The organism is Candidatus Micropelagos thuwalensis (assembly GCF_000469155.1).
GTDB lineage: Bacteria > Pseudomonadota > Alphaproteobacteria > RS24 > RS24 > Micropelagius > Micropelagius thuwalensis.
Genome location: NZ_AWXE01000004.1, coordinates 807,918 through 833,439, shown reverse-complemented (window position 1 = coordinate 833,439; position 25,522 = coordinate 807,918). Strand labels below are relative to the sequence as shown.

Here is a 25,522-nt window from a genome sequence, read left to right as displayed (position 1 = left end):
ATAACTCGCGCTTTATTTAGTCACAAAAGAACGAACGCCGCCAAGATAAAGCCGAGACGCAAAGCGGGCAGTCTGAACCGGGTCAGGCGGGGTTCGTGTCATCATTTCATCAAGTATGGAAAAGGCCGAGCCACTAATGGCGGATGTCATAAAATCCACATCCAAATCTGGAACAATGCCAGCCTGAATGGCTTGCAACAAATCCTCACGTAACTCCTCTAGACCCGCACGGGTTTGCGGTCCGGACAAATACCCCCCCTCGCGTCCACGATTTGAACGAAGCAAGCCATAATCATCTGGATTATTTGCATAATAGGAAAAATAAGCGAGGAAGCTTGTTTCAATAAAATCTTCAAAATTTTTCGCATCGGCGCGAACTGACCGCAGCTGCGCGCGCAATCTTGCACCAATATCGTCAATCAGAGCTACAAAAACTTCTTCTTTACCAGTGAAGTAATTATAAAACGTTCCGCTTGCCAGCCCCGTACGCCGGATGATATCGCGCACCGTTGTGCCACCAAATCCGATTTCGGTAAAAACCTCACGCGCCGCAATCAAAATGGCATCTTTATTATTTGCGCGCGTTGTGGCTCTTTTTCCAGCGACAACGGCTTCGGTTTTAGACATATCCCCTCCGAAACGTCTTTTGACTATACTCTCTATTTTCTTCTCTTACCCTGTATTTCATGCAGACAAAAGAGGTAATACATTCTCTGGAGGTCGCCCAATTGCTGCACCATTGGGCGTCTCAACAATGGGTCGCTCAATCAAAATCGGATTTTCCGACATGGCCTTTATCAAAACGGCCTCGTCATCAACCTCAGCAAGCTTTAATTCTTTATACAAGTTTTCATTTTTACGCATGGCATCACGCGCCGAAAGACCGAGTTTTTTCAAAAGCGCTTTAATTTGCTTTTCAGTTAATGGCGTTTTGAGATATTCAACAATATCTGGGCTCGTTCCATTTTCTTCTAAAAGGGCGAGCGTCTGCCGCGATTTTGTACATCTCGGATTATGTAAGATTTTCACTTTCATTTGTGTCCCCTTCTCTTTTGTCTCATTTGAACTTTCAGGTGAGACATCAACGCCTATCGCATCTTCGAGCGACTCAAAGCCTTCTTCGCGCAATAACTCAGCCAAATCGCGATTCAGCTTCTTAATCAGTCCCGGGCCTTGATAGACAATTGCCGTATAAAGTTGAATGAGCGACGCACCTGATTTAATTTTTGCCAGAGCATCGGCAGCATCGCTAACCCCGCCGACACCTATCAGCGTTAACTTACCTTTTGTATGTTTGTAGAATTCTTGCAAAACCGCCGTGGATTTTTGCATTAAAGGTCGTCCCGACAAACCGCCCTCTTCCCATTTATAAGGAGAGCTTTTAAGCCCATCACGATCGATCGTGGTGTTTGAGACAATAAGAGCCGCCGGTTTCACCTTGAGGGCAACTTTAGCAATCTCTGCAATGTCGTTATCCGTTAAATCTGGTGCAACTTTCAGGACTACAGGCACATCACCGGCAACTTTTTTCACCTGAGTAATAATTTGTGTCAACGCTTCAGCAGTTTGTAAATCCCTCAAACCCGGTGTGTTGGGAGAAGACACATTTATTGTCAGATAATCGGCAAGCTCAGAGAAAACTTCTGCGCCGATGCGATAATCATCTATACGGTCAGATGAGTCTTTATTGGCACCGATATTTACACCCACCGGAAACCCATGCGGCAAAAGTGCTTTATATGAAGACAATCTCGTCCGAACAATCTGATGCCCTTCATTATTAAACCCAAGTCGGTTAATAATGCCCTCATCTCTGGTCACACGGAAAATGCGCGGCGTTGGATTACCGTCCTGAGGTTGAGGGGTTACTGTTCCGATTTCGGTAAAGCCAAAACCCAGCCGACTGACAGCTTCAGGCAACTCACCGTTTTTATCAAACCCAGCCGCCATACCAAACGGGTTTGAAAATTTAAGACCCATCGCCGAGACTGAGAGGATATAATCATCGCGTCCGGGAGTAGGAATAAACTTACCTATTGTCGATAACACGCGAACGGTCAAGCGATGCGCCATCTCGGCGGGCAAGCAGAAAATTAACGGGCGTATTATTTTATATAATCGCATTATTACTCCTGATAGGCCGTTTCTCTTGTCATATCTTCAGGAAAAATATGTTTACGACCGTTCAGCCGTAAAGACCAGACTCTATCTGCAAGTCGCGGATCCAACGGCGCATAAAAATGTGGAAACAAAATATTGTCGCGCGATGCTTCCCATTTTAACGCCGCACTCAAACTGGCTACTGGAAAGCGCACCAGCACCAACCCATCCTGACCGGCAAAATATTTTGCCGCTGTCGTCTCGACTTCTTCAGGCGGAGAAAAATGGATAAACCCATCCTCAATGTCAATTTGTGTGCCAGTAAAAACACCCTTTTCGACTGCAGAACGCCAATCCTGTTCTGGGCATATTTTGTAGATAAAAATCACTTTAGAAGTCACGCGCCTGTCTCATCCTTCTAATTGCGCCGCCCTGATTAATCACCGGTTAAATCACCATCCAAAGCTTGATTAATCAGTTCACACGTGCGTTCCAGCCCATAGACAGCGATAAATGAACCAAAGCGTGGCCCTTGTGATTGCCCCAGCAGAACCTCATAAAGCGCTTTGAACCAGTCTCGCAAATTATCCTCAAAATAGGTTTTACCAATCGCATAAACTTCGGTCTGGATTGCTTCCGCATCCAAGTCATCTGATAAATCTGCAAGCTTGTCCCTTAAAGTTATCATGGCTTGCTTTTCAGTATCGTCTGGATCGCGATAGCTTTTCGTCGGCTTTACAAAATCATGATAATAAGCCACGGCATAATCTGCCATCGCATCCAACATGGGCAGCTCTTCGGGAGATGCCTCCGGCGCATAATTCTTGATAAAGCCCCAGAGTACATTTTTATCATCTGCATTGCTGACATTGACGAGATTCAACAACAGCGCAAAACTGACCGGCAAATCACCAGACGGGGGCTGACCGCCATGAATGTGCCATACTGGATTCGTCAGTTGCTCTTCTGCTGATTGAGTCGGAAACTTATTTAAAAATGTCAAATAATCGTCAACGTTTTTTGGAATAACATCAAAGTGCAACCGTTTTGCCTTACGCGGGCTTTGAAACATATAAAGCGACAAGCTCTCTGGCGCTGCATAAGTCAACCACTCTTCAATGGTTATACCATTACCGCGAGATTTAGAGATTTTCTCGCCATTTTCATCCAGAAAAAGCTCATAGTTAAACCCTTCAGGTGGTGAACCACCTATCGCGCGACAAATTTTTGAAGAAAGCGTTACGCTTTCGATTAAATCCTTACCAGCCATTTCATAATCCACGCCAAGCGCCACCCAGCGCATCGCCCAATCAGCTTTCCATTGCAATTTGCAAGCGCCGCCAGTGACAGGTGTTGTTATGTCTTCACCACTTTCAGGGTGGGTGTAACTTATGGTTCCTGCCGCTTCGTCGCGATCCGTTAACGGCACCATCAAAACTTTTCCGCTTGTCTGGCAAATCGGCAGAAACGGACTGTATGTTTTGCGGCGTTCCTCGCCTAGCGTAGGCAGAATAATACCAGTGACGGCTTCATAATTTGCGAGAATTTTCAGTAATGTTTCATCCATCCGGCCTGAAAAATAATAATCAGTGGCACTGGCGAATTCATAGTCAAATTCAAATCTGTCCAAAAACGCCTGTAAGCGGGCATTATTATGAGCGCCAAAACTATCATGTGTTTCAAATGGGTCAGGCACACGGGTCAGGGGCTTTTCAAGATGCGCCGCCAGCATATCGGCATTTGGCACATTATCAGGGACTTTTCGGAGGCCATCCATATCGTCGGAAAAACAAATTAGTCGCGTTTTCACATCCGGTGCCAGCGTTTCAAGAGCCTGGCGTACCATGGTGGTACGGGCCACTTCCCCAAATGTGCCAATATGAGGGAGGCCACTCGGCCCGTAACCTGTCTCAAACAGCACATCTCCTCGGCCTGATGCTTCTATGCGTTTCAGGATTTTTCGTGCTTCCTCAAAAGGCCAAACTTTACTGTCGGCAGCCAGAGTTTTCCAGTTTTCCAAATCTGATGTCATATAAATATCTTCTTAGATTTCAGTCGGCAATATTTCAAATATATGCGAGAAACTAGCGATTGAGAAAAGCTTGTCAAACAACATTATGTCCGTCACCATAAATTTAAGGAAGAGACATGACTATTCAGACCCCTATGACAGAACAACAGGTTCTTATTCATCTAATGCTGGCTATGGCCGCAGCCGATGAGGCAATCAGCGATGCCGAGTTGTCTCGGGTAGAAAGATTGATTGATTTTTTGCCGGTATTTGAAAATTTTCCGCCCGAAGATCTGGATATTGTCACAGAAAGTTTTGTCGAATTAATGTCAGTGGAGGAAGGACTCGACAGCTTGATGACCCTGCTTGCCAACACTTTACCTGATGAATTGCATGAAACCGCTTATGCGCTGGCTGTTGAAATTGCCGCTGCAGATCTGACGGTCACGCCGGAGGAACTTCACCTTCTTGATATGATCAGAGATTTTTTAAAAGTAGATAAGCTTGCCGCAGCCGCGATTGAGCGTGGCGCCCGCGCCAGATTTCACAAATTACCACAGTGAGGCATGCATTCATACAAATCGCAATAATCGCTATGACTTCATCAAAGACATTCTTGGCCTGTTTTCTATCTGGCTTCTTGCTGGTTTCATCACCTGTCGCGCCTTAGCACAACTTTTTTGGAAACCGTTTGTCTGGGAAAAGACAAATCACACCCCTATTAATTCAGGTATGAGATAGGCGAAAAAAATACAGCCCCTAGTCTTGAATAAAATGCTTTGAGAGCCGGAGCCCTTGACGCTGGTAGTTTGACTCAAGCGATTTGCCGTAAAGCACTTCCGGCCTGTCCGTCAAGCGTTCATAAATCAGCCGCCCTATAATCTGTCCATGTTCCAAAATAAACGGCACTTCACGGGAGCGCACCTCCAGCACGGCGCGGCTACCTTTGCCTTCAAGGCCAGCCCCGAAGCCGGGGTCAAAGAACCCGGCATAATGAACACGAAACTCACCTACCAGCGGATTGAACGGCACCATTTCTGCCGCATGTGTAGGTGGAATGGTGACGGACTCACGTGAGGCTAGAATATAGAATTCATCTGGATCTAGAATGAGCTGGTTCTTACCATGATTATAAATAGGCTCCCAATATTCATTCAATGGGAGTGCATTCACACGATCCACATCAATGAGCCCTGCATGTCGTTTGGCGCGGTAACCAATAAGCCCGGTTTGCTTATCTCCGGCGAGATCAATCGACAGCGCCAGCCCACCATCAATATTAGCATGCCCGTCAACCAGTGCACTTTCCTGATGCAAACGCTTAATTTCGGCATCTGAATGGGCGGGATTGCCGCGCCGAAACCGAATTTGAGATAACCGCGATCCCGCCCGCACCAGAATAGGAAACGTGCGGGGGCTAACTTCAAGATATAGGTGACCTTTATAACCAGGCGGAGCTTTATCGAATTCAACACCAAAATCCGTAATCACACGCGTGAATACATCAATTCTGCCGGTTGAACTTTTCGGGTTTGCAAAACCGCCGGTACGCTCCGGCAAGGCAAGTGCTTCCATCAACGGCACGAGATACACACATCCGGTCTCAAGCACAGCACCATCCGTTAAATCAATTTTATGAAATGCTAGCGTTTCAAGCTTTTGCATCACCTGACCAGAGACACCAGGCAGAAAACTTGCTCGAATCCGATAGGCCGTGTCACCCAACCGCAAATCCAGGCTTGCCGGCTGTATCTGGTCATCCAGAACCCCTGATTTTTGACCATTTACTGCCCAGATTTGCTGATCGCGTATCATGTTACGAATGCCATGGGCAGGTAATATACCTGTCGCGTGCGTTTGCCCGGGAGCTGTTAAAGGTGTTTGTTCTTCTTCTGGAAACAGTTGCATATAAAATCCTGAAAATCCGATTACGATTCGCTTTCCCATATTAAATGGTTGCGCAGCTTCCAAAACAAGGGCTGAGCTAAAATACACAGTGGATAACAGCACACTTGACGAAAACAGTTTTTTTCGTCATTTTCCGGAGATGGGTGTGGTGATTTGAGCCGGTCGGCTTGCAGCCACGTTAAATAAATGGCTAAAAGGACCGGGTGACACCCCGGTCCCTTGGCCGGGTTTTTTTATAAATGGCCTGTTTTTGAAAAGGGCCGACGGAAAGTATTTGATGTCAAAAGACAAAAATAAATGGCGTAAAAGTACAAATCTTGTACATGAAGCCGAACCGCGCACGGCCTATGGGGAAACTGGAGAAACATTGTTTCTAACCTCAGGCTATGTCTATGACAGTGCCGAACAGGCCCAGGCACGTTTTTTGGGTGAGGATAACGGTTATCAATATAGCCGCTTCGGGAATCCGACAGTGCGAAGCTTTGAAAAGCGAATGATTGCTATCGAAAGCGCTGATTTTATCGCCGATACTGGTTTTGAAATTGACGCCCGTGCGACTGCCACCGGCATGGCTGCCGTGACTGCCACAATGCTGTGTTATTTAAAAGCAGGTGATCATGTGGTTGCTGCCGAGGCACTTTTTGGCTCCTGTCGCTATATTGTCGAAACCTTACTGCCACGCTACGGCATCAAAACAACCCTGATAGATGGCACAGATTTAAATGCATGGGAGCACGCCGCCCTGCCCGAAACAAAAATCTTTTTTCTGGAAAGCCCGACAAATCCGATGCTTGATATCCTCGATATTGAAGCCATATCTGAGATTGCTCATCGCCATGACGCGCTCATGGTGGTCGATAATGTATTTGCTACGCCGGTTTTGCAAAACCCTTTCACCTTAGGTGCAGATATTGTGATTTACTCGGCAACCAAACATATTGACGGCCAAGGCAGATGTCTCGGCGGTATTGTGTTGGGACGCAAGGATTGGATAGATGATTATCTTGCCAATTTCATTCGCCAGACAGGGCCTTCTATCAGTCCGTTTAATGCCTGGGTGATGTTGAAATCTCTTGAAACTATGGAGTTACGGGTTCACGCACACTGTGACCGTGCGGAAAAACTAGCCGAGGTGCTGAGCACACATCCAAAAGTTTCACGGCTGATTTATCCGGGTAATCCCAATCATCCCCACTACAAATTGGCACAAAAACAGATGCAACGTGGTGGTAACCTGATTTCATTTGAAGTATCAGGCGGGCAAAAAGCCGCTTTTCAAGTCGCCAATAATTTGCAGCTTGTTAAAATTTCCAATAACCTTGGAGATGCTAAATCGCTTATCACGCATCCGTCAACAACGACACATCTGAAGCTTGAGGAGCAAGAAAGGCTTAAAGTCGGTATTACGCCTGGAACGTTGCGGGTTTCAGTCGGTTTGGAAGATCCTCAAGATTTGATAGATGATTTTGTGAAAGCCTTGGAGTTACTTGGGTCTTAAAATGCGTCTCCTCATGGCGCCTCTTAACCGGTCGGGAAAATGTTTGAAGCCATAACAGAAAATATCAAGGTTATTGTGGAAACCCGTTTTATTGACGACCAGTCTGACCCTGATGAGGGATATTATGTATGGGCCTACAGAATAACGATTGTCAATTTAGGTGATGAGACTGTCCAATTACTTGCCCGTCACTGGAAAATCACAGATGCCTTAGGCCGTCTTAAAGAGGTTAAAGGTGATGGCGTAGTGGGCGAACAGCCAACACTCCTCCCGGGGGCGGATTATACATATTCTTCCGGAACACCCCTCACCACGTCCAGCGGTTTTATGACTGGTCGTTATTTAATGCGAACGGCAAGCGGAAGAGATTTTGATGTTGAAATACCAGCCTTCTCGCTGGTCAGCCCATTTGCCAAAACCGCGCTTCACTGATGAATGAGTTTCGCACAGTATTGTTTATTATCGGCCTGATGCTGGGCAGTCTTGCCGTCGGCATGCTTGTCCCTGCTGTGACAGGACTTTTTCAAACCAGCCCCGATTGGCAGAGCTTTATCATCAGTGCTTGTATTACTGGTTTTTTTGCCGTTGCACTCATTTTGACAAGTCGTGGTGAGTTGCGCCCACTGACGGTTAAGCAGGCTTTTGTGTTGACCGGATTCTCATGGTTGACGCTCACGGCATTTGCAGCATTGCCTTTGAATTTCAGCCTTATTGGCCTGACTTATACAGATAGTTTTTTTGAAGCAATGTCAGGCTTAACAACAACCGGCGCAACAATCATAACCGGGCTGGTTACAACGCCGCCAGAAATTTTATTATGGCGCGCTATGTTACAATGGTTTGGCGGTATCGGAATTATTGTGATGGCGATATCCGTTTTACCCATGCTGAATGTTGGCGGTATGCAACTTTTCAGACTTGAGTCCTCAGACAATTCCGAAAAAATATTACCCCGCGCAACTGAAATTGCCGGATCAATTGCAAAAATCTATCTGCTCATATCGTTATTATGTGCCTTTGCCTATCTCATTGCAGGGATGAGCTTGTTTGATGCCATTACTCACGCCATGACGACAATTTCGACAGGCGGTTTCTCGACATCTGACAACTCACTCGGACATTTCAATAGTTTGGGTATCGAGTCCGTCGCCGTGTTCTTCATGATAATTTCCAGCCTGCCATTTGTCGTATATCTGCAGGCGATACAAGGCAATCGAGAGCCGCTTTTCACTGATGCCCAAATAAGAGGGTTTTTATCTCTGCTCGTGACCATCATCACGACCTTGTGGCTATATCGCATACTTACACAGGATGTTTCCGCTGCAACAGCCTTGCGAGAGGTGATTTTCAACACGACATCATTGCTGACAGGCACCGGCTACGCTTCGAGCGATTACGGTCAATGGGGTAATTTCGCGATTTGCCTGCTGTTTATAGTTTTGTTTATTGGCGGGTGCGCTGGATCAACTTCATGCGGCCTCAAGGTGTTCCGTGTTCAGGTCGTGCTTAAAAGTCTGCGCCGTCAAGTGCAAGAATTAGCTTACCCCAATGGTGTGTTTGTGATGAAATATAATGGTAACGCCCTGCCAGATACGGTGACAGCGTCGGTACTGACATTTGCTTTTACCTATTTCACTCTATTTGGCCTCATTGCGCTTGTATTAGGCATGCTGGGATTAGATGCACTGACAGCCCTCTCAGCTGCCGCCGCAGGTATTGCGAATGTCGGTCCTGGCATGGGTGAGGTTATCGGTCCGCAAGGAAATTATTCAGAGCTTCCGATTGCGGCTAAATGGGTATTATGTCTCGCAATGCTTCTGGGGAGGCTGGAACTGTTCAGCGTATTAGTGATGCTGACACCTCGGTTTTGGCGCAACTAATTATTCTGCGAGAGCGCGACTTATTCTGCGAGAGCGCGCCGTTGCTTCCGCTGCTGGAAATAGTTACTAATATCACATTGAATACCCAAAATAGCTGGAACCAGCAAAAGCACCAGAAATGCAGATGAAGCAAGACCCCATGCCATTGTTATGACCATTGGTAGAAGAAACTGCGCTTGAGTACTGGTTTCAAACAGCATTGGTGTCAAACCCAGAACGGTAGTCATTGATGTCAAAACTACTGCTCTTAGTCTATCATTTACACCATTTATGACCGAGTCCTCGAAATCTTCTCCACTCGAAATACGTTCATCTATTCGGCTAATTAGAATAATTGAATTATTAACTAGAATTCCCGATAGACCAAGAAGTGCAATCATGCTCAAGAAATTAAACTCATACCCCTGCACATAATGGCCGAGTATTGCTCCAATCATTCCAAATGGGATTACTGACATAATGACCAGGGGTTTTGAGTAGCTCGAAAATACAAGTGCAAGAATTATGTAGATAAGACCTAAGCCTATAAAAAGACCAATTAAAAGTTGAAGAAAGCTTTCATTCATATCCTCCTGTTCCCCTCTGACAACTTGTTGGACATCATATTTTTCCAAAATAGCTGGTAACTTAGTTTTAGAATATTCTCTAATTACATCTGCTGGATTACCTGAATTGTCTGCAAATCCTGCCCGAATTACAACCTCTCTAGCTCCTCCAGCCCTCTGGATAGAAGCAAATCCAGGTTTTTCTGATACATCAACAACTTGCGCAAAAGGAACATACCTAATAGGTGAACTTCCTGGCACAGCCAAAAAGAAGTTATCAAGACTTTGTGGTTTTCCAAAATCACGGGGTAACATAACCCGAATTGTAACTTCATTATCACCACGTGCAAATCTTCGCGCTATAGCGCCCTCATATGCATTTCTAAGTTGTTGCCCTACTATTTGGTTTGTAAAACCAAGCGCGGCGCCATTTGCATTAACTTCTATTAAAATTTCTTGTTTTCCAAAGAATAAATTATCCCAAGGAAAAATTACTGACGGGAAAAGCTTAAGATCTTCAACAACTTCTCCTGATGCTTTTTTTAAATTGATTAATGAGTCTCCCTGAAGTCTTAACTCTATTGGTGAAGCCCCGGGACCATCTCCTAATTCCTCAACAGTTGTATATCGGATTCCAGCCATTGGCGGAAAGTTTTCTTTCCATTTTTTTATAAAATCTTTAGTTCTTACAGTTCTCAATTCTGAGGCAATTAGCTCTGTTTCTATGTAAGCCAAGTGATTACCTGAGCTATACCCTATACTTCCTAAACGTGAAAAATGTTCATTTATTAGGGACTTATTACCATTTCTAAGTTGTTTATCAGTTTCATGAAGGGCCAGCTCCACTGCTTCCATACCTTTTTTTGTAATTTCTCTTGGTGTTCCAGAGTGGAAAATAATTGTTGCAGCTATTCTTTCCATTTCTGGAGCAGGGAAAAACCTAAATTGCAATCTTCCTCCAGCAAATAACGAAATTGCAATAATAAAACACGCTACAGCAATACTGAGTGTCGTGTAGCGGTTCTTATATGCATATATTGTTAATTGCTTAAAGCGTCCATGACGAAACTCCTCAAACTTATCAAGGAAACGTTTTCTAAAACCTGTAGGAGGTTTTTCAGGTTGAGTTAATGCATGTTTTAAGTGTGATGGCAAAATGAAGAAACATTCAATTAAACTTGCTGCCAAAACCGCAAAAACTATTATCGGAATTGGACGAACTAAATCTCCAAAAATATTATCTAATGTAAGAACTGGGAAAAAAGCAGCTAGAGTTGTTAAGCCTGCCGCAAAAATTGGCTTAGACATTCTAATTGCACCCCGTTCAGCTGCATATTCAGGGGTTGTTCCTCTTTTAAAAACAGTTGCTGAGTGTTCCCCAACAACAATTGCATCGTCTACAATAATTCCTAGTGTCATAATGAAAGTGAACATAGAAAGCATATTTAATGTGCGATCAAGCGGCCACATAAAGCCTAATGTAGCCATTATAGAAATAGGTATTCCCAAAGCCACCCAGAAGGCAATGCGAGCATTTAAAAATAGAAACAATGTAATTAGCACGAGTACCATGCCGCCCAGACCATTGCGAAGAAGCAATCCTAGACGTTGAGCAATTTTATCGGCCAGGGTATCATAGACTTTCAATTCCATACCTTGAGGAAGTTTTGTCTCTGCTTCTGAAGCAAACTCTCGAAGTATATTTAATGTATCAAGTGAGTCCGATGTCTCTGAACGGAAAACCTTTAACTGAACAGCACGTTTTCCATCAGTCCATCCAGTAGACTGGTCACTGTTAAAATTTTCTGAAACCCTTGCTACATCTTTGACTAGCACACGCTCTCCGCTTGTCAGTGCTCGAATTTCAATTTGACCTATCTCCTCGGCTGTTTTCTTTAATCCTGTTGCACGAATTTGTTTTTCTGTTTCTGCACGAACCAACCCTCCCGGCATATCCAGAGAACTGGAGCGAATAGCACTTGCAATTTGATTAATAGTTAAGTCATACCTTCTAATTTGGTCTATTCTTACCTCAACCCATATTTCTTCATCTCTTGCACCAACTACATCGACTTTATCTACACCTGCGTCAAGAAGACCATCTCTTAACTTTAAGGCGTAACTCTTAAGCGCACGCTCTGGGAACTTACCACTTAATAAAATGTTTCCTACAGGATCATAATTTACGTATTGCCTTACAATTGGTCTTTCTATGTCTTTTGGTAATGTTGTAATTTGACTGATAGCGGCTTCAACATCATTTGTTGCCTGAGACATGTCAAAGCCACGTTTATAATTAATATTAAAGGTTGCTAACCCAAATCGGGACCTACTCTCAAGTTCATCAACACCTGCTAGAAAACGTAATTGTGCCTGTAAAGGTTCCACAATATTAACATCAACATCTTCTGCACTCGCACCTGGCCAAACAATTGTAACACCAACAACTTCAATTTCTATTTCTGGAAAAAATTGGGTGTTAAGTTCTCTTAAACCCAGAAAGCCAAAGATGATCATCGACAACATAAGCAAGTGAGCAGCATTTCTATGTGAAATGAAAAATCTCACAAGCTCGTTAAATGTTGAATGCCTCTCATCTTTTGGAACTTCTGAGGATGGAGGAGTTTCATGAGTGATGTTATCGTTCATTATGGAATATTTACCAGTACACCCTCAGCGGCTTCTGTAAACCTTGTGGTTAAAACATTCTCTCCATCTAAAACACCCTCAGAAATAAGAATATTTCCGCCCACCTTCATCAAGCTTTTTACTCTTCGCACCTCAAGACGATTGTTAGTAATTACGTAAACGAATTCAACATTTTCATTATCTGTAAAAAGTGCATCCTCAGGGATTGAGGCAACATTATTTAATTTATTGCCTTGCATAATAACTTCAACAAATGCCCCACCACGAATTTGAGAATTACCTACATCTTTAACATCTGCAATAACATCTACACCACGAATAGACGGGTCGATGCGGGCGCCGACATATTTAACACTACCCTCTAAAGAAATTTCTTTATTACCAACCTTCCAAAGTGCGATTACTGGTTGGCCTAAAATATGTGTTTGCGTAGAAAGTAATGATCCGTATTCACTATCTGATAAATTAAAGCGTATCTCATAACTAGAGGCATCACTCAAAAGTGCAATGTGATCATTTCTATTAACTAGCCTACCTTCATCAACTGTGACTTTGCTAACATATGCATCAAATGGTGCAACAACTTTAGTATTGTCTAAGTTTCTTTGTGCGCGCCTAACAACAATTTTAAGACGATCAACGTTTGCTCTTTTTACTGTCAAATCTGTTTTTTTCTCATCAAGATATCTTAGCGCAACTGTTCCTTTTTCAAACAATTTCTCAGCCCGCTCGTAATCTTGACGGCTCATCTTTAAAGAGGCCTCCGCACTTATAAGCTGAGCTTTGGCTTCTCCAAGGGCGTTTTCATACTCAAACGGATCAATAGTTAGAAGTTTTTCTCCCTTTTTAATAAATGCTCCCTCATGTAAATCATCGGATACAGAAATTACTTCACCATCAACCAGAGCACGGAGAAAAATATTTCTTTCAGCCATTACCTCGCCGAATGATTTAAACTCTGGAATTGTAGCACCAAAAACGACACTATGAGCCTTAACATCCCAGCTTTGTTCACGCGGTTCAAAAGTTTTTGTTTTTGGGTTTGTAACCACCATAAGGGCATAAAACAGTACAGAACCACTAATTATTGATACAGGAAGCCGCGCCTTTTCAGGTAATGGTGACAAAAGTCTATAGACCAGCTGTGCAAGATTTTGCACTGCAGGAAATACATACTGTCTCCATAAATTTTCAAGTTTTACCAACATATTCGCCGTCCTAGTGATTATATAACGCCCGTATTGCTGATTACCAGTTCCTACAACTCGGCTTTCTATATTATTTTTAGTTTTTTAAGCACGCCCTGCATTTGTTTATCAAATTCAACAGCCAGATCACTGATTAGCATAAAATATGCCTCATCAAGCATATTTAGGCTATAAGCCCCAGAAACGGCCTTATCTGACACGATTTTAACACGCAAATCACTCCGCAATCCCTGATTAATATCCTGTTCAAGGGGGTAGAAAGCCACATCCACCACCAGATTAGCAGAAAAAATCTGTTTTTTGGACGCCAAGAACCCAAAAGTTGATTGATTTGTCTCCTCCGTTCTTATAACCCGCCCATCAATCACGGTCAAAACCAGCTTTGCAGATGACCCGGACTGAATTTCCAGACGATCATTTACCCATTGCTTTACCACCATGGTCGGATTTTGCGGCTTTTTTGTGTCTATGTGATTTTCTGCCTCATCCGGCTGATAAGCAGATTTCAACACAATCGACCCAGCTGCAATTTGTAATCTGGGCAGATGTTGATATGTCAATTCATAACTTGGTGGCGCGGGAGGAGCTGATGCACAAGATATAAGTACTAAAATGAAAGGACATATAATCAGCGCTCTTGTCATATATTTCGAGAAACTTTCCAGAAAAAGACTGGCAAAGATATTATGTAATCGGATCATCCTTAAGCAATTGTGCATCAAACTGATAAACCTCACTGCAAAACTCACATGTGACGGTGACGAGACCATCTTCCTGCATACTCAGAATATCTTCTTCCGGAAAAGAATTTAGCATATTTTGTATGCGCGTTCGGGAGCAACCGCAATTGAAACTGAAATCTTTAACGTCAAAAACCCTAACTCCATCTTCATTATAAAGACGATAAACAAGCTGTTCGGGACTTAGCTCAGGATCCAGCAATTCGTCCGGCTCAGTCGTTTCCATTAAAGTTTGCATCCTCACCCAATCATCCTGTGTGCTTGTTCTTCCTGTGTCAGAGCCACCTTGAAGCGCGGTCTGCTGAATCATAATTCCCCCTGCGCGCCACTCCATATCCCCGCCAGGCCGGAACAGAGGCATCGCTGTCAGCTTCACATGGGTCTGCACCTGCTCCGAACCAGCAAAATAAGCAAGCGCCGCCGTCAACAAATTATCTTCTAGCGGCACAATACCTTGATACCGCTCCATATCCGCACCTTGATCGACAGTGAAAGCAATATGCCCAGTGCCCAGCATATCCTGTTGGGTCGGGCTTTCGCCAAGCGCCGCAAAAGCTTCTTCATCAAGCTTGGCATAACCCCGCAAACTGCCATCCGCCCGGGCATCGCAAACGAGCATTGAAACGGGCCCGTCAGATTGAGTTTGAATGACAAATCGACCCTCAAATTTCAGAATTGAAGCCATCATAGCGGTGAGAACAACTGCTTCGCCCAACAAAGCCGAAACAGGCTCAGGGTAATCATGGCGCGAGAGTATTTCATTAATGACTGAGCCCAGCCTGACCACACGACCATGCGCACTGACATTCTCGATTTTATAAGGGAGAGAAATATTATCCATATTGTGCCGGAGGCTTATCCTTCAAAACACCAAAGCAGAATTGCTTTTTGTATATGGTTTCTATTTTCCGCTTCGTCAAATACCACCGATTGCGGCCCATCTATGACACGCGCTTCTACCTCATTACCACGATAGGCTGGCAAGCAATGCAAGAAGACACCATTATCCGACAAGTTCATTAATGCTTCAGTCACGCGGTAAGGTTCAAAAGCCTTAGCCCTTGCCGCCGCTTCCTCAGGGTTATCACTCATAGACACCCAGCAATCCGTATTAACCGCTATTGCTTGATCCACTGCTGCTTCGGGTGAGTTAGAAAAAACAATTTTAGCATCTCTCTCGGCAGCCCATGACAAGACATCCTCTGGCGGTCTGAAATTCTCCGGTACGGCAAGGTGCAATTCAAAATCCAAAAGGCTTGCCGCATGTATCCACGAAACGGACACATTGTTGCCATCACCCAGCCAAGCAATTTTTTGACCCTTTATGGGACCGCGGTGTTCTTCAATCGTCAAAATATCTGCGAGAATTTGACAAGGATGGCTGAAAGCAGTGAGCCCGTTTATCACCGAGACACTCGCCTCTGCCGCAAGCTCCGTCAGATTTTCATGTGGGCCCGTTCTCACCATAATGGCATCTACATAACGACTGAGCACCTTTGCCGTATCCGAGAGTGGTTCACCTCTGCCAAGTTGCATATCATTATGGTTTAGCATCAGGGTGTCCCCGCCCAGCTGCCGCATGGCAAGATCAAAAGACACACGCGTCCGCGTGGAAGGTTTGTCAAATACCAAGGCGAGTAACTTCCCGGCAAGGGGTTGATCTGCGTCAGGTGTGCCATTTGGCAAACCAGCGCGTGCCTCTTTACGATGTCTGGCTTCGTCAACAATGTCTCTGACGGTATGCGCAGTTAGATCAGATAAATCTAAAAAGTGCTTCGGGGTCATACTTAAACCTCCTCCACTTTCTTATCCATCGTCTTCTCAGTAGCGCGTAAATCCTCGCATGCCGACTCCAGCGCTTTCACAGCAATATCTACTTCTTCCAGCGTTATGGTCAGGGGGGGCAAAAGTCTTACCACATTGTCCCCCGCGCCAACTGTGAGCAGTTTTTGACCCCGTAGCGCCTCAACAAGTTTTTTATTTTCAATCACGGCCTTTAGTCCGAGCATCAGACCTTCACCGCGTATTTCAGAGAGAATATCTGGAAAGCGGTCGATGACTGAATCAGTTTTCTGTTTTAACGCCAAACCATTTTGACAAATTGTCTCCAGCATTTCAGGCGCGGCAATCGTGTCGATAACAACTTTACCAACAGCCATCCCCAGTGGATTACCGCCATAGGTGGACCCGTGTGTGCCCGGAACCATACCAGCCGCCGCCTCTTCGGTTGCAAGTATCGCACCGAGGGGAAAACCTCCCCCTATACCTTTGGCAACGGACATTATATCAGGTGTGATATCTGTCCATTGATGCGCGAAAAGTTTCCCCGTCCGGCCAATGCCGCATTGCACCTCGTCAAAAATAAGGAGCAAACCATGTGAGTCGCAAAGCTCTCTTAAGTCTTTTAAAAAAGGAAAAGGCACTGGCACAACCCCGCCCTCACCCTGAATGGGCTCAATTAATATCGCCGCCGTGGCAGGGGTAATAACCGCTTTAACAAGTTCTATATCAAAGCTATCAACATGTTTGAAACCTGCCAAAGGCGGGCCGAAACCGTTAAGATAACTCTCATTACCCGTGGCTGCCAACGCTGCCAGCGTACGCCCATGAAAAGCCCCCGCAAAACAGATTATTTCATAACGACTATCCTCACCTTTATCGGCAAAATATTTCCGAGCCGTTTTAATTGAGCCTTCAATGGCTTCAGCACCTGAATTGCAAAAAAAGATTTTCTCAGCAAATGTGAGCTCTGTGAGCTTCGCCGCCAACGCTTGTTGTTCCGGCACAGTATATAGATTTGAGACATGCCAAAGCTTCTCAGCTTGAACCTTAAGGGCAGCGACAAGTTTTGGATGCCCGTGTCCTAGCGAATTGACTGCAATGCCCGTAGTAAAATCTAGATATTTGTCACCAGTTTCTGTTTCCAGCCACGCGCCATCCCCCCTGACAAATGACAGAGGACTGCGATTATAAGTACCCATAACCGGGTTAATCCCATTATCGTTGTGCGTTTGCATATCTGTAAAAGACCAAATTAGATTGAAACAAAAAACGCCCGACACTGTTTAGGGCAGGGCGACTAATAAAAATCCAACAAATCCTATTATCCCTGAAAAACCTCAGCTTTGTCAATGAATTAAGGGGTTGTGAGATCGAGTTTAGGCTTTAATACGATAACCGCGAGCAAACATGATGTAGCAACTCATCCATAGAATGATATTCAATGCGGTCAGAAGAAGCACCCCAACCAATAAATTTCCTTCCGGCTGTCCAATAAAGCCATAGCGGAAGCCATCAATCATGTAAAAGAAGGGATTAAAGGATGAAAACACCTGCGCCGGTTCAGGTAATTGTTCCACTGAGTAAAAAGTACCGGATAAAAATGTCAGAGGCGTAACAATAAAATTAGTTATTGCCTGCATATGATCAAATTTTTCAGCCCAAATTCCAACCAACATGCCTAAAAATGACATTAACAGCGAGCCGGATACTGCAAAGTAAAGCACCGCCCATGTATGGCTCAGAGAGAAATCGACAAAAAAGGTCATACCTATAAAGGTAAAAATGCCGACAATCAGCCCCCTTGTCAGCCCGCCCAACGCAATCGCCGTGGTTAGTTCGCCAGCAGATAAAGGCGGCATAAGAATGTCAACCACATTACCCTGAACTTTACCGATTAATAAAGATGACGAGGTGTTGGCAAAAGCATTTTGCAACATTGCCATAATCACCAAACCCGGTGCGAGATAGTTTGTGAAAGGTGTACCGCTAATATCGGGGCGTAAGCCACCCAGAGCCAGAGAAAAAATTGCTAAAAATAGCAAGGTTGTTACAACCGGCGCACCCACTGTCTGAAAAACGACTTTCCAAAATCTCCGAACTTCACGCAGGTATAGCGTCCATAACCCGACCCAATTCACAAAGCCAAAGCGTCTAGCACCTTGGGCGGGCCAGGTATGGTGAAAAGTTGAATTATCCGTGTTCTGCAGTTCAGATGACATGTCTTAGCCATAAATTATCTCCGCGTTTCAGGCAATAGCCGATTTTGGGGGTTTAAATCTGGGGAAAACTATGTTTCTTAACATTTCATCTGTGGATAATGGTCTTCAGTATATTGACGTTATTTCTACATCTTGTAGATTTTAAGACATTAACCACTAGATGTAGTAAATTTTTCAATATCGGTATCAGACGCGCAGCATTCAGGAGACAATCATGGCTTGGACAGAAGAAAGAGTAGAATTACTCAAGAAACTTTGGACAGAAGGTTTAAGTGCGAGCCAGATAGCCAGGCAAATGGGCGGAGTGACACGCAATGCGGTAATTGGTAAAGTGCATCGTCTTGGTCTCTCAGGTCGTGCGACACCTGCGCGGGTATCAACCGCCAAAGTAGGTACCCAGACCACTCGAACACGGCAGTCCCAACCAAGCATTGCCGGAACTAAGCTCTCCTATGATAAAGATGAGAGTTTACACGAAATGAAATATGACCCCGCGCCTGAGCCAATTTTATCGCCAGAAGAACGTGCCAGCGTGTTGAATCTTACGGAACATACCTGCAAATGGCCAATCGGTGATCCGGGCACGTCTAGCTTTCATTTTTGTGGCGCGAGAAGCAAACATGGTAGCCCTTATTGCGAAACTCATATTGTTTTGGCTTATCAACCAGTCGAACGACGTCGCAGAAAAAGTTCAGGGCAAGGTTAATCTTCGTGGTAATCTCCTGAAGCTTTAAAAAGGGGATTGTATATGACTCAGCTCAATGGAAAAGTTTTCGTCATTACCGGGAGCGGCGATGGCATTGGTCGCTCAACAGCCCAAGTCGCAGCCCAAAAGGGCGCCCATATCATTGTTAACGACCTCAATCCAGTGGCGGCAGAGGATACCGCGAAGCTAATTCAAAATGATGGCGGAAAAGCTGATCACTTCCAGCTTGACGTTACCGATAGAGATGCCGTGTTTGAACTTGCCAAGCGTGTCGAAACAGATTTCGGTGGGGCCGATCTCTTACTAAATAATGCGGGCGTATCCATGCGCGTAACTGTTGAAAAAATGACAATGGAAGAAATGGAATGGATGATGGGCATTAATGTCTATGGCGTTCTTAATGGCACTCAGGCTTTTCTTTCTCAAATCAAAGAAAATAATGGACATATAATTAATGTCTCAAGCATTCTTGGATTAATCGGCATGTCCACACAATCGGCTTATAATGCCGCTAAATTTGCCGTTGCCGGTTTCTCTGAAGCGCTTCGCCTCGAAATGCTGGAGCATGATGTTCGCGTCTCAACTGTTTTCCCGGGAGGTGTAAGAACCAAAATCGCCACACGCACCCGCCTCCCCCAAGATGAAGACACCGAGGAAGCCCGCAGTGAACTGCAAAAAGGGTTCAATCAGATGGCCTTCACGACACCCATGGATGCAGGTAAAATTATTGTTAAAGGCATAGAAAAAGAAAGTCCACGAATTCTCATCGGACGCGATGCAATGCATATTGATATTATGAGAAGACTTTTCCCCGCGCGTTATGCAAAATATCTGGGTCTAACGCGGGGATTAAATCCTTAGTGCCACTGAAATTTGGTTTCAATTTAAGGTTTTTGCGAGAGCACATTATTAAAAATAGTAAATGAAATAAGATTGCTATTGCAACTTATTATCAATTAGAATAATGGATGAATTAGGTTTTACTTCTCAAGTGGAGATTTCAAAATGCTTACATCCATTATTCGTGAGAAAAAAATATTTTTAAATTTACTCCATAGCAAACTCTTTATTGTTTATTTTCTATTAATATCATCTTTCATAGCAAGTTTCTTATCCGCTGAAGAGTTGAAAAAAGAAGTAAATGTGTACTCTTATCGCCAACCTTTTCTGGTGAAACCCTTATTTGACAAATTTACGAGCCAAACTGGGATTAAGGTCAACGTCATATTTGCCCAAAAAGGCCTGCTGGAGAAAATCAAACTTGAGGGGCGGCGCAGTCCTGCAGATGTTCTACTGACCGTGGATATTACCCGACTTCTCGAAGCATCACAGACGATTGCACAAGAAGTAAACTCGGATGTTTTAATACAACACATCCCACCAGCTTTTCGCGGACAACAAAATCGCTGGTTCGGTCTGACACAACGCGCCCGGGTAGCCTTTGTTTCCAATCGCTTGCCGGAGGTAACACAACTCACCTATACCGATTTGGCAGATCCCAAATGGCAAGGGAAGATATGCACCCGTTCCGGGCAACATCCTTATAACCTTGCCATGTTTGCCGCTTATCTAACCAAACATGGCGAAGCGGCAACTCAAGAATGGCTTAGCGGCCTGAAACAAAACCTCGCCCGCAAGCCTTCAGGCAACGATAGGGCGCAAGTCCGTGCGGTATATGCCGGGGAATGTGATATCGCCATCGGCAACACTTATTACATGGGAGCCATGGTTGAAAATGACAAAAACCCGGAGCAAAAAGACTGGGCCAAATCCGTTCATATGGTTTTTCCGGATAATCACACCACAGGAACACATGTTAATTTGTCCGGGATGGTGATGGCTCGTTATGCGCCTAATAAAGATAATGGGCAAAAACTCATGGAATTTCTAGTTTCGAAGGAAGCCCAGAAAATTTATGCAAATTTAAACTACGAATACCCCGTCAGAGCCGATACCTTACCCTCGCCGCTTCTTCAATCATGGGGCATACTGAATCCAGACACGACCCATGCGGCTGATATTGCCGCTAACCGGACAAAAGCGAGCCGATTAGTCGATATTGTTGGCTATGATAGATAATGATCACGCGTTATTTTCATTAATCTAAACTTGTCAGCCGAACCGTTTAAAATATGCTCAATATTTAATCATATATCTTATTTGATTAATTAATAGGCAAAATATACAGGTCTTCAGAAGCATCATATAGGCTTAAAAAACTATCTGGAAGCCATTTATTTGAAATTTAATCAATAATATCAATTATTTATAAAATATAACCCTCACATAATAAATTTTTGGCACAGTTCGTGAATATACACGTACATGCAAGCCCTCCTTGCATATTGAACAACATTGAAAGGATTTTAAAAATGTTAATTTCACTCAAAGACCATTTGGTAAAAACAACAGCAATTGGACTTTTGCTTGGTTCTGCATCTTTGGCAGCCCCAGCAAAAGCAGAGTCTTCACTAGAGGGTAACATCGGTTTCACGAACAATTACGTTTGGCGCGGTATGACTCAGACCGATGACCAAGCAGCCATATCTGGTGGGCTAGATTTCTCTGCTGGAGGCTTCTATGCAGGCACTTGGGCATCGAACGTTGATTTTGCAGATGATACAAACTCTGAACAAGATGTTTACTTCGGTTACGCCGGTGATGCTGGAGATTTTAGTTATGACGTTGGTTACATTGCCTACATGTATTCAGGCGGTGACGACCTCGATTTCTCAGAAGTATACCTCTCAGTCGGGGCATCAGGATTTTCATTAACATACTCATATCTTGTAGATGCAGATTATGATGCTGATAGCGGAGACGAAACATACTTGTCATTCGATTATGAACTTCCATTGGCTGGCGATTTCGGTGTTAGCCTCCATTACGGAATTTATGACAAAGACTCCGAGGCAGATGAGCAAACTGACTTCGGAATGACAATTTCCAAAGACGATTTTTCACTCACATTTAGTCAAGTTGATGATGAGTTTTTCGCCAACGATGAAGACATGAAAATCTTCGTCTCTTACGGAATTGGTTTCTAACAATCATTTAATTTTTTAACGACTGTATTTTCATTTTAATAATAGGGAGTAAATGATGTCTTTTATTAAAAAACCTGGATTTCAGTTTTTTATCTTCTTTGGAATTTTTGCATTAATTGCCGGAATTGCCCATGCAGAGGTAAGCGCTGAAACCCAATATGTATTCAATACTTTCCTCTTCCTTGTGTGCGGTTTCTTGGTCATGTTTATGGCTGCAGGCTTCGCCATGTTGGAAGCAGGTAGTGTTCGATCTAAAAACGCTGCAGCGATTTGTATCAAGAATATCTCGCTGTATTCCACAGCAGGCCTTCTTTATTGGCTCGTTGGTTATAACCTTATGTATGGCGTCGATGAAGGTGGATTTGTCGGAGGTTTAAGTGTTTGGACAGCTGATGATCTGGCTGTTGGGGCTGAGACACCAGATTATTCTGGTGGTTATGCATCTGGCTCTGATTGGTATTTCCAGATGGTTTTCTGCGCAACAACTGCCTCAATAGTCTCAGGAACAATAGCCGAGCGTCTAAAAATATGGCCTTTCCTTATCTTCACGCTTGTTCTAACTGGTTTCATCTATCCGATTGTTGGAGGATGGGAGTGGGGCGGCGGTTTCTTGGATGCTAACTTTGCATTCTCTGATTTCGCTGGTTCAACTTTGGTACACTCTACAGGTGGTTGGGCAGCTCTTGCTGGTGCAATCGTCATTGGCTCACGTACAGGTCGCTTCAATGAAGACGGGTCAGTAACATCTTTTCCCGGTTCGTCAATCCCGCTAGCAACACTTGGTGCATTCATCTTGTGGCTCGGCTGGTTCGGCTTTAACGGTGGATCACAGCTTGCATTGGGTTCAGCACTGGACTCAGTCGCTATATCTAATATTTTCATTAATACCAACCTTGCTGCTGCTGCAGGTGTGATGTTTGCAATGATTACCTCACAACTCCTTTACGGCAAGGTTGACATTGTAGTCGCCCTTAATGGTGCTATTGGTGGTCTGGTTGCTATTACAGCCGAACCTCTTGCCCCTAGTATTGGCGCGGCCGTATTCATCGGTGCCGTAGGTGGTATACTTGTGGCTGTCACGACACCACTATTGCTGAAAATGAAAATTGACGATGTTGTTGGCGCTATTCCTGCTCACTTGGTTTGCGGAATTTGGGGCACCATGATTGTCCCACTAACAAATGGCGATGCGAGCTATTTCGGTCAGTTTGTGGGCGTTATTAGTGTTGCAATCTTCGCCTTTGTTGCCAGCTTCATTACATGGACGGTGCTAAAATATACCATCGGTCTGCGTGTGACAGTCGAAGATGAACTTGCAGGTATGGATGTTACCGAATTCGGTCTAGAGGCCTATCCGGAATTTTCTAAGTCCTGATAGTCCACATTATTGCCCTGGGGGATCTATCTCCCGGGGTTTTTTTTAACGATAAAACATAAACTGGGAGAGAAAAATGAAACTCATTATTGCCATTGTCAAACCGTTTAAACTTGACGAAATCAGACAAAAACTCGCAGATATTGGGGTTTCAGGCATTACGATTTCCGAGGTCAAAGGATATGGACGCCAAAAAGGGCAGACCGAAGTTTACCGTGGGTCTGAATATGAAGTGCATTTTATGCCTAAAATTCGGATGGAAATTGTCATCGACGACGACATGGTTGCACCTGTCAGCGAAGCTATTGTTGACGCTGCTAAAACCGGTCAAATCGGAGATGGAAAGATATTTGTTCTATCAGTTGACTCAGCCACGCGCATTAGAACCGGAGAGACCGGTTCAGATGCGATATAGGAGAAAAAAATGATTAATTTACCGAAATTCCTTACATGCCTATCGGTCACTACACTCGGACTCGTTCTCTTCGCTGGACCAGTTCAGGCTGAAACTACAGCAGCGGAGTCTGCTTATGTATTTAATACATTGCTGTTCCTTATGTGTGGATTTCTTGTCATGTTTATGGCCGCAGGTTTTGCCATGCTCGAAAGCGGCATGGTTAGAGCAAAAAATGTCGGCACGATTTGTGTCAAGAATATCTCGCTCTATTCAGTTGCAGGCATCATGTTCTATCTGGTTGGTTACAACCTTCTTTATGGTATTGACGAAGGCGGTTATCTCGGCAGCCTCAGCATTTGGGGTGGCGATGACTCTGCTCTTACAGCTGACACACCTGATTTCTCAGGGGGCTATTCTACAGGCTCAGACTGGTACTTCCAGATGGTGTTTGTGGCAACAGCCGCCTCTATCGTATCAGGAACAGTCGCTGAACGTATCAAGCTCTGGCCTTTCCTAGGCTTTGTTATTTTGTTGACTGCATTTATTTACCCAATTCAGGCCTCATGGGTTTGGGGCGGCGGCTGGCTTTCTGCTGCAGGTTTCTCAGATTTCGCTGGTTCAACACTCGTTCACTCTGTGGGGGGTTGGGCTGCTCTCGTAGGAGCAATTCTGCTCGGCGCACGCGCTGGAAAATATGGTGCTGACGGATCCGTAACACCTATCCCTGGTTCATCAATGCCACTCGCGACATTGGGTACATTTATCTTGTGGCTTGGCTGGTTCGGATTTAATGGCGGTTCACAACTCGCCCTGGGCTCAGCCATTGATGCAGCAGCCGTTGCAGATATCTTCATCAACACAAATATGGCCGCTGCAGCGGGCGTTGTAGCCGCGATGATTGCAACACAGCTTCTTTATGGCAAAGTTGACCTCACAATGGCTCTTAACGGCGCGATTGGTGGTCTGGTTTCCATCACGGCTGAACCACTGGCGCCGTCAATAGGTCAAGCCCTATTTATTGGTGCAGTCGGCGGCATCTTAGTTGTTCTTGCTGTTCCATTGCTAGACAAGCTTAAAATTGACGATGTTGTCGGCGCAATTCCAGCACATTTGGTTTGCGGCATTTGGGGTACGATGATTGTACCATTGAGCAATTCAGGCGCAGCTTTTGGCACTCAATTCCTCGGCGTGGTTTCCATCGGAGTCTTCGCGGTTATTGCGAGTGCCATTGGTTGGATGCTCCTTAAATTTACTGTCGGTATTCGCGTCAGTGAAGAAGAAGAGCTAAACGGGCTAGATAAATCTGAATTGGGCATTGAAGCCTATCCGGAATTTACTCGTTAAGTTTAGCTCAAAACAACAGGTCCACCCTCCTTCCTGTTAAGTTTGACCCCGGGAGCGATGCTCCCGGGGTTTTTATTTATTGTTGACCTTATCCTTGCAAAGATTTATGCGAA

The 25,522-nt window shown here is 44.6% G+C and carries 23 protein-coding genes and 1 riboswitch; of the genes, 11 read left to right on the top strand and 12 right to left on the bottom strand.

Going from position 1 to position 25,522, the window contains the following annotated elements:
* Positions 1-12 precede the first annotated feature (12 nt).
* The 4 genes from RS24_RS08650 to RS24_RS08635 are packed head-to-tail and all read right to left on the bottom strand — an operon-like array spanning position 13 to position 4,132.
* Positions 13-627, bottom strand: a complete 615-nt coding sequence (locus tag RS24_RS08650) for a TetR/AcrR family transcriptional regulator (protein WP_021777828.1) — start codon at positions 625-627, stop codon at positions 13-15.
* A 57-nt stretch (positions 628-684) separates the two neighbouring features.
* Positions 685-2,124: a quinone-dependent dihydroorotate dehydrogenase gene (locus RS24_RS08645; RefSeq protein WP_021777827.1), complete on the bottom strand. Its 1,440-nt coding sequence runs from the start codon at positions 2,122-2,124 to the stop codon at positions 685-687.
* A gap of 2 nt (positions 2,125-2,126) precedes the next feature.
* Positions 2,127-2,501 carry a DUF952 domain-containing protein gene (locus RS24_RS08640; protein WP_021777826.1) on the bottom strand — a complete coding sequence of 125 codons (375 nt, stop codon included), beginning with the start codon at positions 2,499-2,501 and terminating at the stop codon, positions 2,127-2,129.
* Between the two features lie 35 nt (positions 2,502-2,536).
* Entirely contained in the window at positions 2,537-4,132 is a 1,596-nt protein-coding gene (locus RS24_RS08635) for a lysine--tRNA ligase (RefSeq protein WP_021777825.1), read from the bottom strand.
* Between the two features lie 116 nt (positions 4,133-4,248).
* Between RS24_RS08635 and RS24_RS08630 the strand changes: the two genes are divergently transcribed.
* Positions 4,249-4,674, top strand: a complete 426-nt coding sequence (locus RS24_RS08630; protein WP_021777824.1) for a tellurite resistance TerB family protein — start codon at positions 4,249-4,251, stop codon at positions 4,672-4,674.
* Between the two features lie 196 nt (positions 4,675-4,870).
* Here RS24_RS08630 and RS24_RS08625 read toward each other — a convergent pair whose 3' ends face one another.
* Complete coding sequence (locus RS24_RS08625) at positions 4,871-6,019, bottom strand: 2'-deoxycytidine 5'-triphosphate deaminase (protein WP_021777823.1); 1,149 nt, start codon at positions 6,017-6,019, stop codon at positions 4,871-4,873.
* Positions 6,020-6,154: 135 nt separating this feature from the next.
* A riboswitch (SAM riboswitch) is annotated at positions 6,155-6,233 on the top strand.
* 63 nt (positions 6,234-6,296) lie between these two features.
* On the opposite strand from RS24_RS08625, the gene metZ reads away from it, so the two are divergent.
* The 3 genes from metZ to RS24_RS08610 are packed head-to-tail and all read left to right on the top strand — an operon-like array spanning position 6,297 to position 9,397.
* A complete protein-coding gene (gene metZ / locus RS24_RS08620) occupies positions 6,297-7,517 on the top strand; it encodes an O-succinylhomoserine sulfhydrylase (protein WP_021777822.1) in 1,221 nt (406 codons plus the stop codon).
* A gap of 39 nt (positions 7,518-7,556) precedes the next feature.
* On the top strand, positions 7,557-7,949 hold the full coding sequence (apaG, locus tag RS24_RS08615; RefSeq protein WP_021777821.1) for a Co2+/Mg2+ efflux protein ApaG: 393 nt from the start codon (positions 7,557-7,559) through the stop codon (positions 7,947-7,949).
* The gene (locus RS24_RS08610; RefSeq protein WP_021777820.1) at positions 7,949-9,397 is read left to right on the top strand and encodes a TrkH family potassium uptake protein; all 1,449 of its coding nucleotides are present in this window, start codon (positions 7,949-7,951) and stop codon (positions 9,395-9,397) included. Before apaG ends, RS24_RS08610 begins: the two co-directional genes overlap by 1 nt.
* A 20-nt stretch (positions 9,398-9,417) precedes the next feature.
* On the opposite strand, the gene RS24_RS08605 is transcribed toward RS24_RS08610, so the two are convergent.
* From RS24_RS08605 to RS24_RS08575, 7 genes are all read right to left on the bottom strand, one after another.
* Positions 9,418-12,591 carry an efflux RND transporter permease subunit gene (locus RS24_RS08605; protein ID WP_021777819.1) on the bottom strand — a complete coding sequence of 1,058 codons (3,174 nt, stop codon included), beginning with the start codon at positions 12,589-12,591 and terminating at the stop codon, positions 9,418-9,420.
* On the bottom strand, positions 12,591-13,799 hold the full coding sequence (locus RS24_RS08600) for an efflux RND transporter periplasmic adaptor subunit (RefSeq protein ID WP_021777818.1): 1,209 nt from the start codon (positions 13,797-13,799) through the stop codon (positions 12,591-12,593). Before RS24_RS08600 ends, RS24_RS08605 begins: the two co-directional genes overlap by 1 nt.
* Positions 13,800-13,864: 65 nt before the next feature.
* The gene (locus RS24_RS08595; RefSeq protein WP_131443765.1) at positions 13,865-14,359 is read right to left on the bottom strand and encodes a hypothetical protein; all 495 of its coding nucleotides are present in this window, start codon (positions 14,357-14,359) and stop codon (positions 13,865-13,867) included.
* 124 nt (positions 14,360-14,483) lie between these two features.
* The gene (locus RS24_RS08590; RefSeq protein ID WP_021777816.1) at positions 14,484-15,380 is read right to left on the bottom strand and encodes an Hsp33 family molecular chaperone; all 897 of its coding nucleotides are present in this window, start codon (positions 15,378-15,380) and stop codon (positions 14,484-14,486) included.
* A 14-nt stretch (positions 15,381-15,394) separates the two neighbouring features.
* Positions 15,395-16,324 carry an ornithine carbamoyltransferase gene (argF, locus tag RS24_RS08585; protein ID WP_021777815.1) on the bottom strand — a complete coding sequence of 310 codons (930 nt, stop codon included), beginning with the start codon at positions 16,322-16,324 and terminating at the stop codon, positions 15,395-15,397.
* A 2-nt stretch (positions 16,325-16,326) separates the two neighbouring features.
* Positions 16,327-17,556 carry an aspartate aminotransferase family protein gene (locus tag RS24_RS08580; RefSeq protein ID WP_021777814.1) on the bottom strand — a complete coding sequence of 410 codons (1,230 nt, stop codon included), beginning with the start codon at positions 17,554-17,556 and terminating at the stop codon, positions 16,327-16,329.
* Between the two features lie 141 nt (positions 17,557-17,697).
* Entirely contained in the window at positions 17,698-18,540 is an 843-nt protein-coding gene (locus RS24_RS08575; protein WP_021777813.1) for an ABC transporter permease, read from the bottom strand.
* Positions 18,541-18,754: 214 nt separating this feature from the next.
* Between RS24_RS08575 and RS24_RS08570 the strand changes: the two genes are divergently transcribed.
* From RS24_RS08570 to RS24_RS08540, 7 genes are all read left to right on the top strand, one after another.
* A complete protein-coding gene (locus RS24_RS08570) occupies positions 18,755-19,246 on the top strand; it encodes a GcrA family cell cycle regulator (RefSeq protein ID WP_021777812.1) in 492 nt (163 codons plus the stop codon).
* Positions 19,247-19,288: 42 nt separating this feature from the next.
* Entirely contained in the window at positions 19,289-20,107 is an 819-nt protein-coding gene (locus tag RS24_RS08565) for an SDR family NAD(P)-dependent oxidoreductase (protein ID WP_021777811.1), read from the top strand.
* 144 nt (positions 20,108-20,251) lie between these two features.
* Positions 20,252-21,325 (top strand): extracellular solute-binding protein, encoded by a 1,074-nt coding sequence (locus RS24_RS08560; RefSeq protein WP_021777810.1) that lies wholly within the window; start codon positions 20,252-20,254, stop codon positions 21,323-21,325.
* A 293-nt stretch (positions 21,326-21,618) separates the two neighbouring features.
* Complete coding sequence (locus RS24_RS08555; protein ID WP_021777809.1) at positions 21,619-22,293, top strand: TorF family putative porin; 675 nt, start codon at positions 21,619-21,621, stop codon at positions 22,291-22,293.
* 52 nt (positions 22,294-22,345) lie between these two features.
* The gene (locus RS24_RS08550; RefSeq protein WP_081696263.1) at positions 22,346-23,668 is read left to right on the top strand and encodes an ammonium transporter family protein; all 1,323 of its coding nucleotides are present in this window, start codon (positions 22,346-22,348) and stop codon (positions 23,666-23,668) included.
* Positions 23,669-23,744: 76 nt separating this feature from the next.
* Complete coding sequence (locus RS24_RS08545; RefSeq protein WP_021777807.1) at positions 23,745-24,083, top strand: P-II family nitrogen regulator; 339 nt, start codon at positions 23,745-23,747, stop codon at positions 24,081-24,083.
* A 9-nt stretch (positions 24,084-24,092) separates the two neighbouring features.
* A complete protein-coding gene (locus RS24_RS08540) occupies positions 24,093-25,409 on the top strand; it encodes an ammonium transporter family protein (protein WP_021777806.1) in 1,317 nt (438 codons plus the stop codon).
* Positions 25,410-25,522 lie beyond the last annotated feature (113 nt).

What these genes read in the sequence shown, in the direction of transcription:
- RS24_RS08580 (WP_021777814.1), bottom strand. Translation starts at nt 17,556, where the DNA reads ATGCAAACGCACAACGATAATGGGATTAACCCGGTTATGGGTACTTAT.
- RS24_RS08545 (WP_021777807.1), top strand. Translation starts at nt 23,745, where the DNA reads ATGAAACTCATTATTGCCATTGTCAAACCGTTTAAACTTGACGAAATC.
- RS24_RS08570 (WP_021777812.1), top strand. Translation starts at nt 18,755, where the DNA reads ATGGCTTGGACAGAAGAAAGAGTAGAATTACTCAAGAAACTTTGGACA.
- RS24_RS08565 (WP_021777811.1), top strand. Translation starts at nt 19,289, where the DNA reads ATGACTCAGCTCAATGGAAAAGTTTTCGTCATTACCGGGAGCGGCGAT.
- RS24_RS08550 (WP_081696263.1), top strand. Translation starts at nt 22,346, where the DNA reads ATGATGTCTTTTATTAAAAAACCTGGATTTCAGTTTTTTATCTTCTTT.
- RS24_RS08600 (WP_021777818.1), bottom strand. Translation starts at nt 13,799, where the DNA reads ATGTTGGTAAAACTTGAAAATTTATGGAGACAGTATGTATTTCCTGCA.
- RS24_RS08630 (WP_021777824.1), top strand. Translation starts at nt 4,249, where the DNA reads ATGACTATTCAGACCCCTATGACAGAACAACAGGTTCTTATTCATCTA.
- RS24_RS08605 (WP_021777819.1), bottom strand. Translation starts at nt 12,591, where the DNA reads ATGAACGATAACATCACTCATGAAACTCCTCCATCCTCAGAAGTTCCA.
- RS24_RS08610 (WP_021777820.1), top strand. Translation starts at nt 7,949, where the DNA reads ATGAATGAGTTTCGCACAGTATTGTTTATTATCGGCCTGATGCTGGGC.
- RS24_RS08540 (WP_021777806.1), top strand. Translation starts at nt 24,093, where the DNA reads ATGATTAATTTACCGAAATTCCTTACATGCCTATCGGTCACTACACTC.
- RS24_RS08645 (WP_021777827.1), bottom strand. Translation starts at nt 2,124, where the DNA reads ATGCGATTATATAAAATAATACGCCCGTTAATTTTCTGCTTGCCCGCC.
- RS24_RS08590 (WP_021777816.1), bottom strand. Translation starts at nt 15,380, where the DNA reads ATGGATAATATTTCTCTCCCTTATAAAATCGAGAATGTCAGTGCGCAT.
- apaG (WP_021777821.1), top strand. Translation starts at nt 7,557, where the DNA reads ATGTTTGAAGCCATAACAGAAAATATCAAGGTTATTGTGGAAACCCGT.
- RS24_RS08635 (WP_021777825.1), bottom strand. Translation starts at nt 4,132, where the DNA reads ATGACATCAGATTTGGAAAACTGGAAAACTCTGGCTGCCGACAGTAAA.
- RS24_RS08560 (WP_021777810.1), top strand. Translation starts at nt 20,252, where the DNA reads ATGCTTACATCCATTATTCGTGAGAAAAAAATATTTTTAAATTTACTC.
- RS24_RS08555 (WP_021777809.1), top strand. Translation starts at nt 21,619, where the DNA reads ATGTTAATTTCACTCAAAGACCATTTGGTAAAAACAACAGCAATTGGA.
- RS24_RS08625 (WP_021777823.1), bottom strand. Translation starts at nt 6,019, where the DNA reads ATGCAACTGTTTCCAGAAGAAGAACAAACACCTTTAACAGCTCCCGGG.
- argF (WP_021777815.1), bottom strand. Translation starts at nt 16,324, where the DNA reads ATGACCCCGAAGCACTTTTTAGATTTATCTGATCTAACTGCGCATACC.
- metZ (WP_021777822.1), top strand. Translation starts at nt 6,297, where the DNA reads ATGTCAAAAGACAAAAATAAATGGCGTAAAAGTACAAATCTTGTACAT.
- RS24_RS08575 (WP_021777813.1), bottom strand. Translation starts at nt 18,540, where the DNA reads ATGTCATCTGAACTGCAGAACACGGATAATTCAACTTTTCACCATACC.
- RS24_RS08650 (WP_021777828.1), bottom strand. Translation starts at nt 627, where the DNA reads ATGTCTAAAACCGAAGCCGTTGTCGCTGGAAAAAGAGCCACAACGCGC.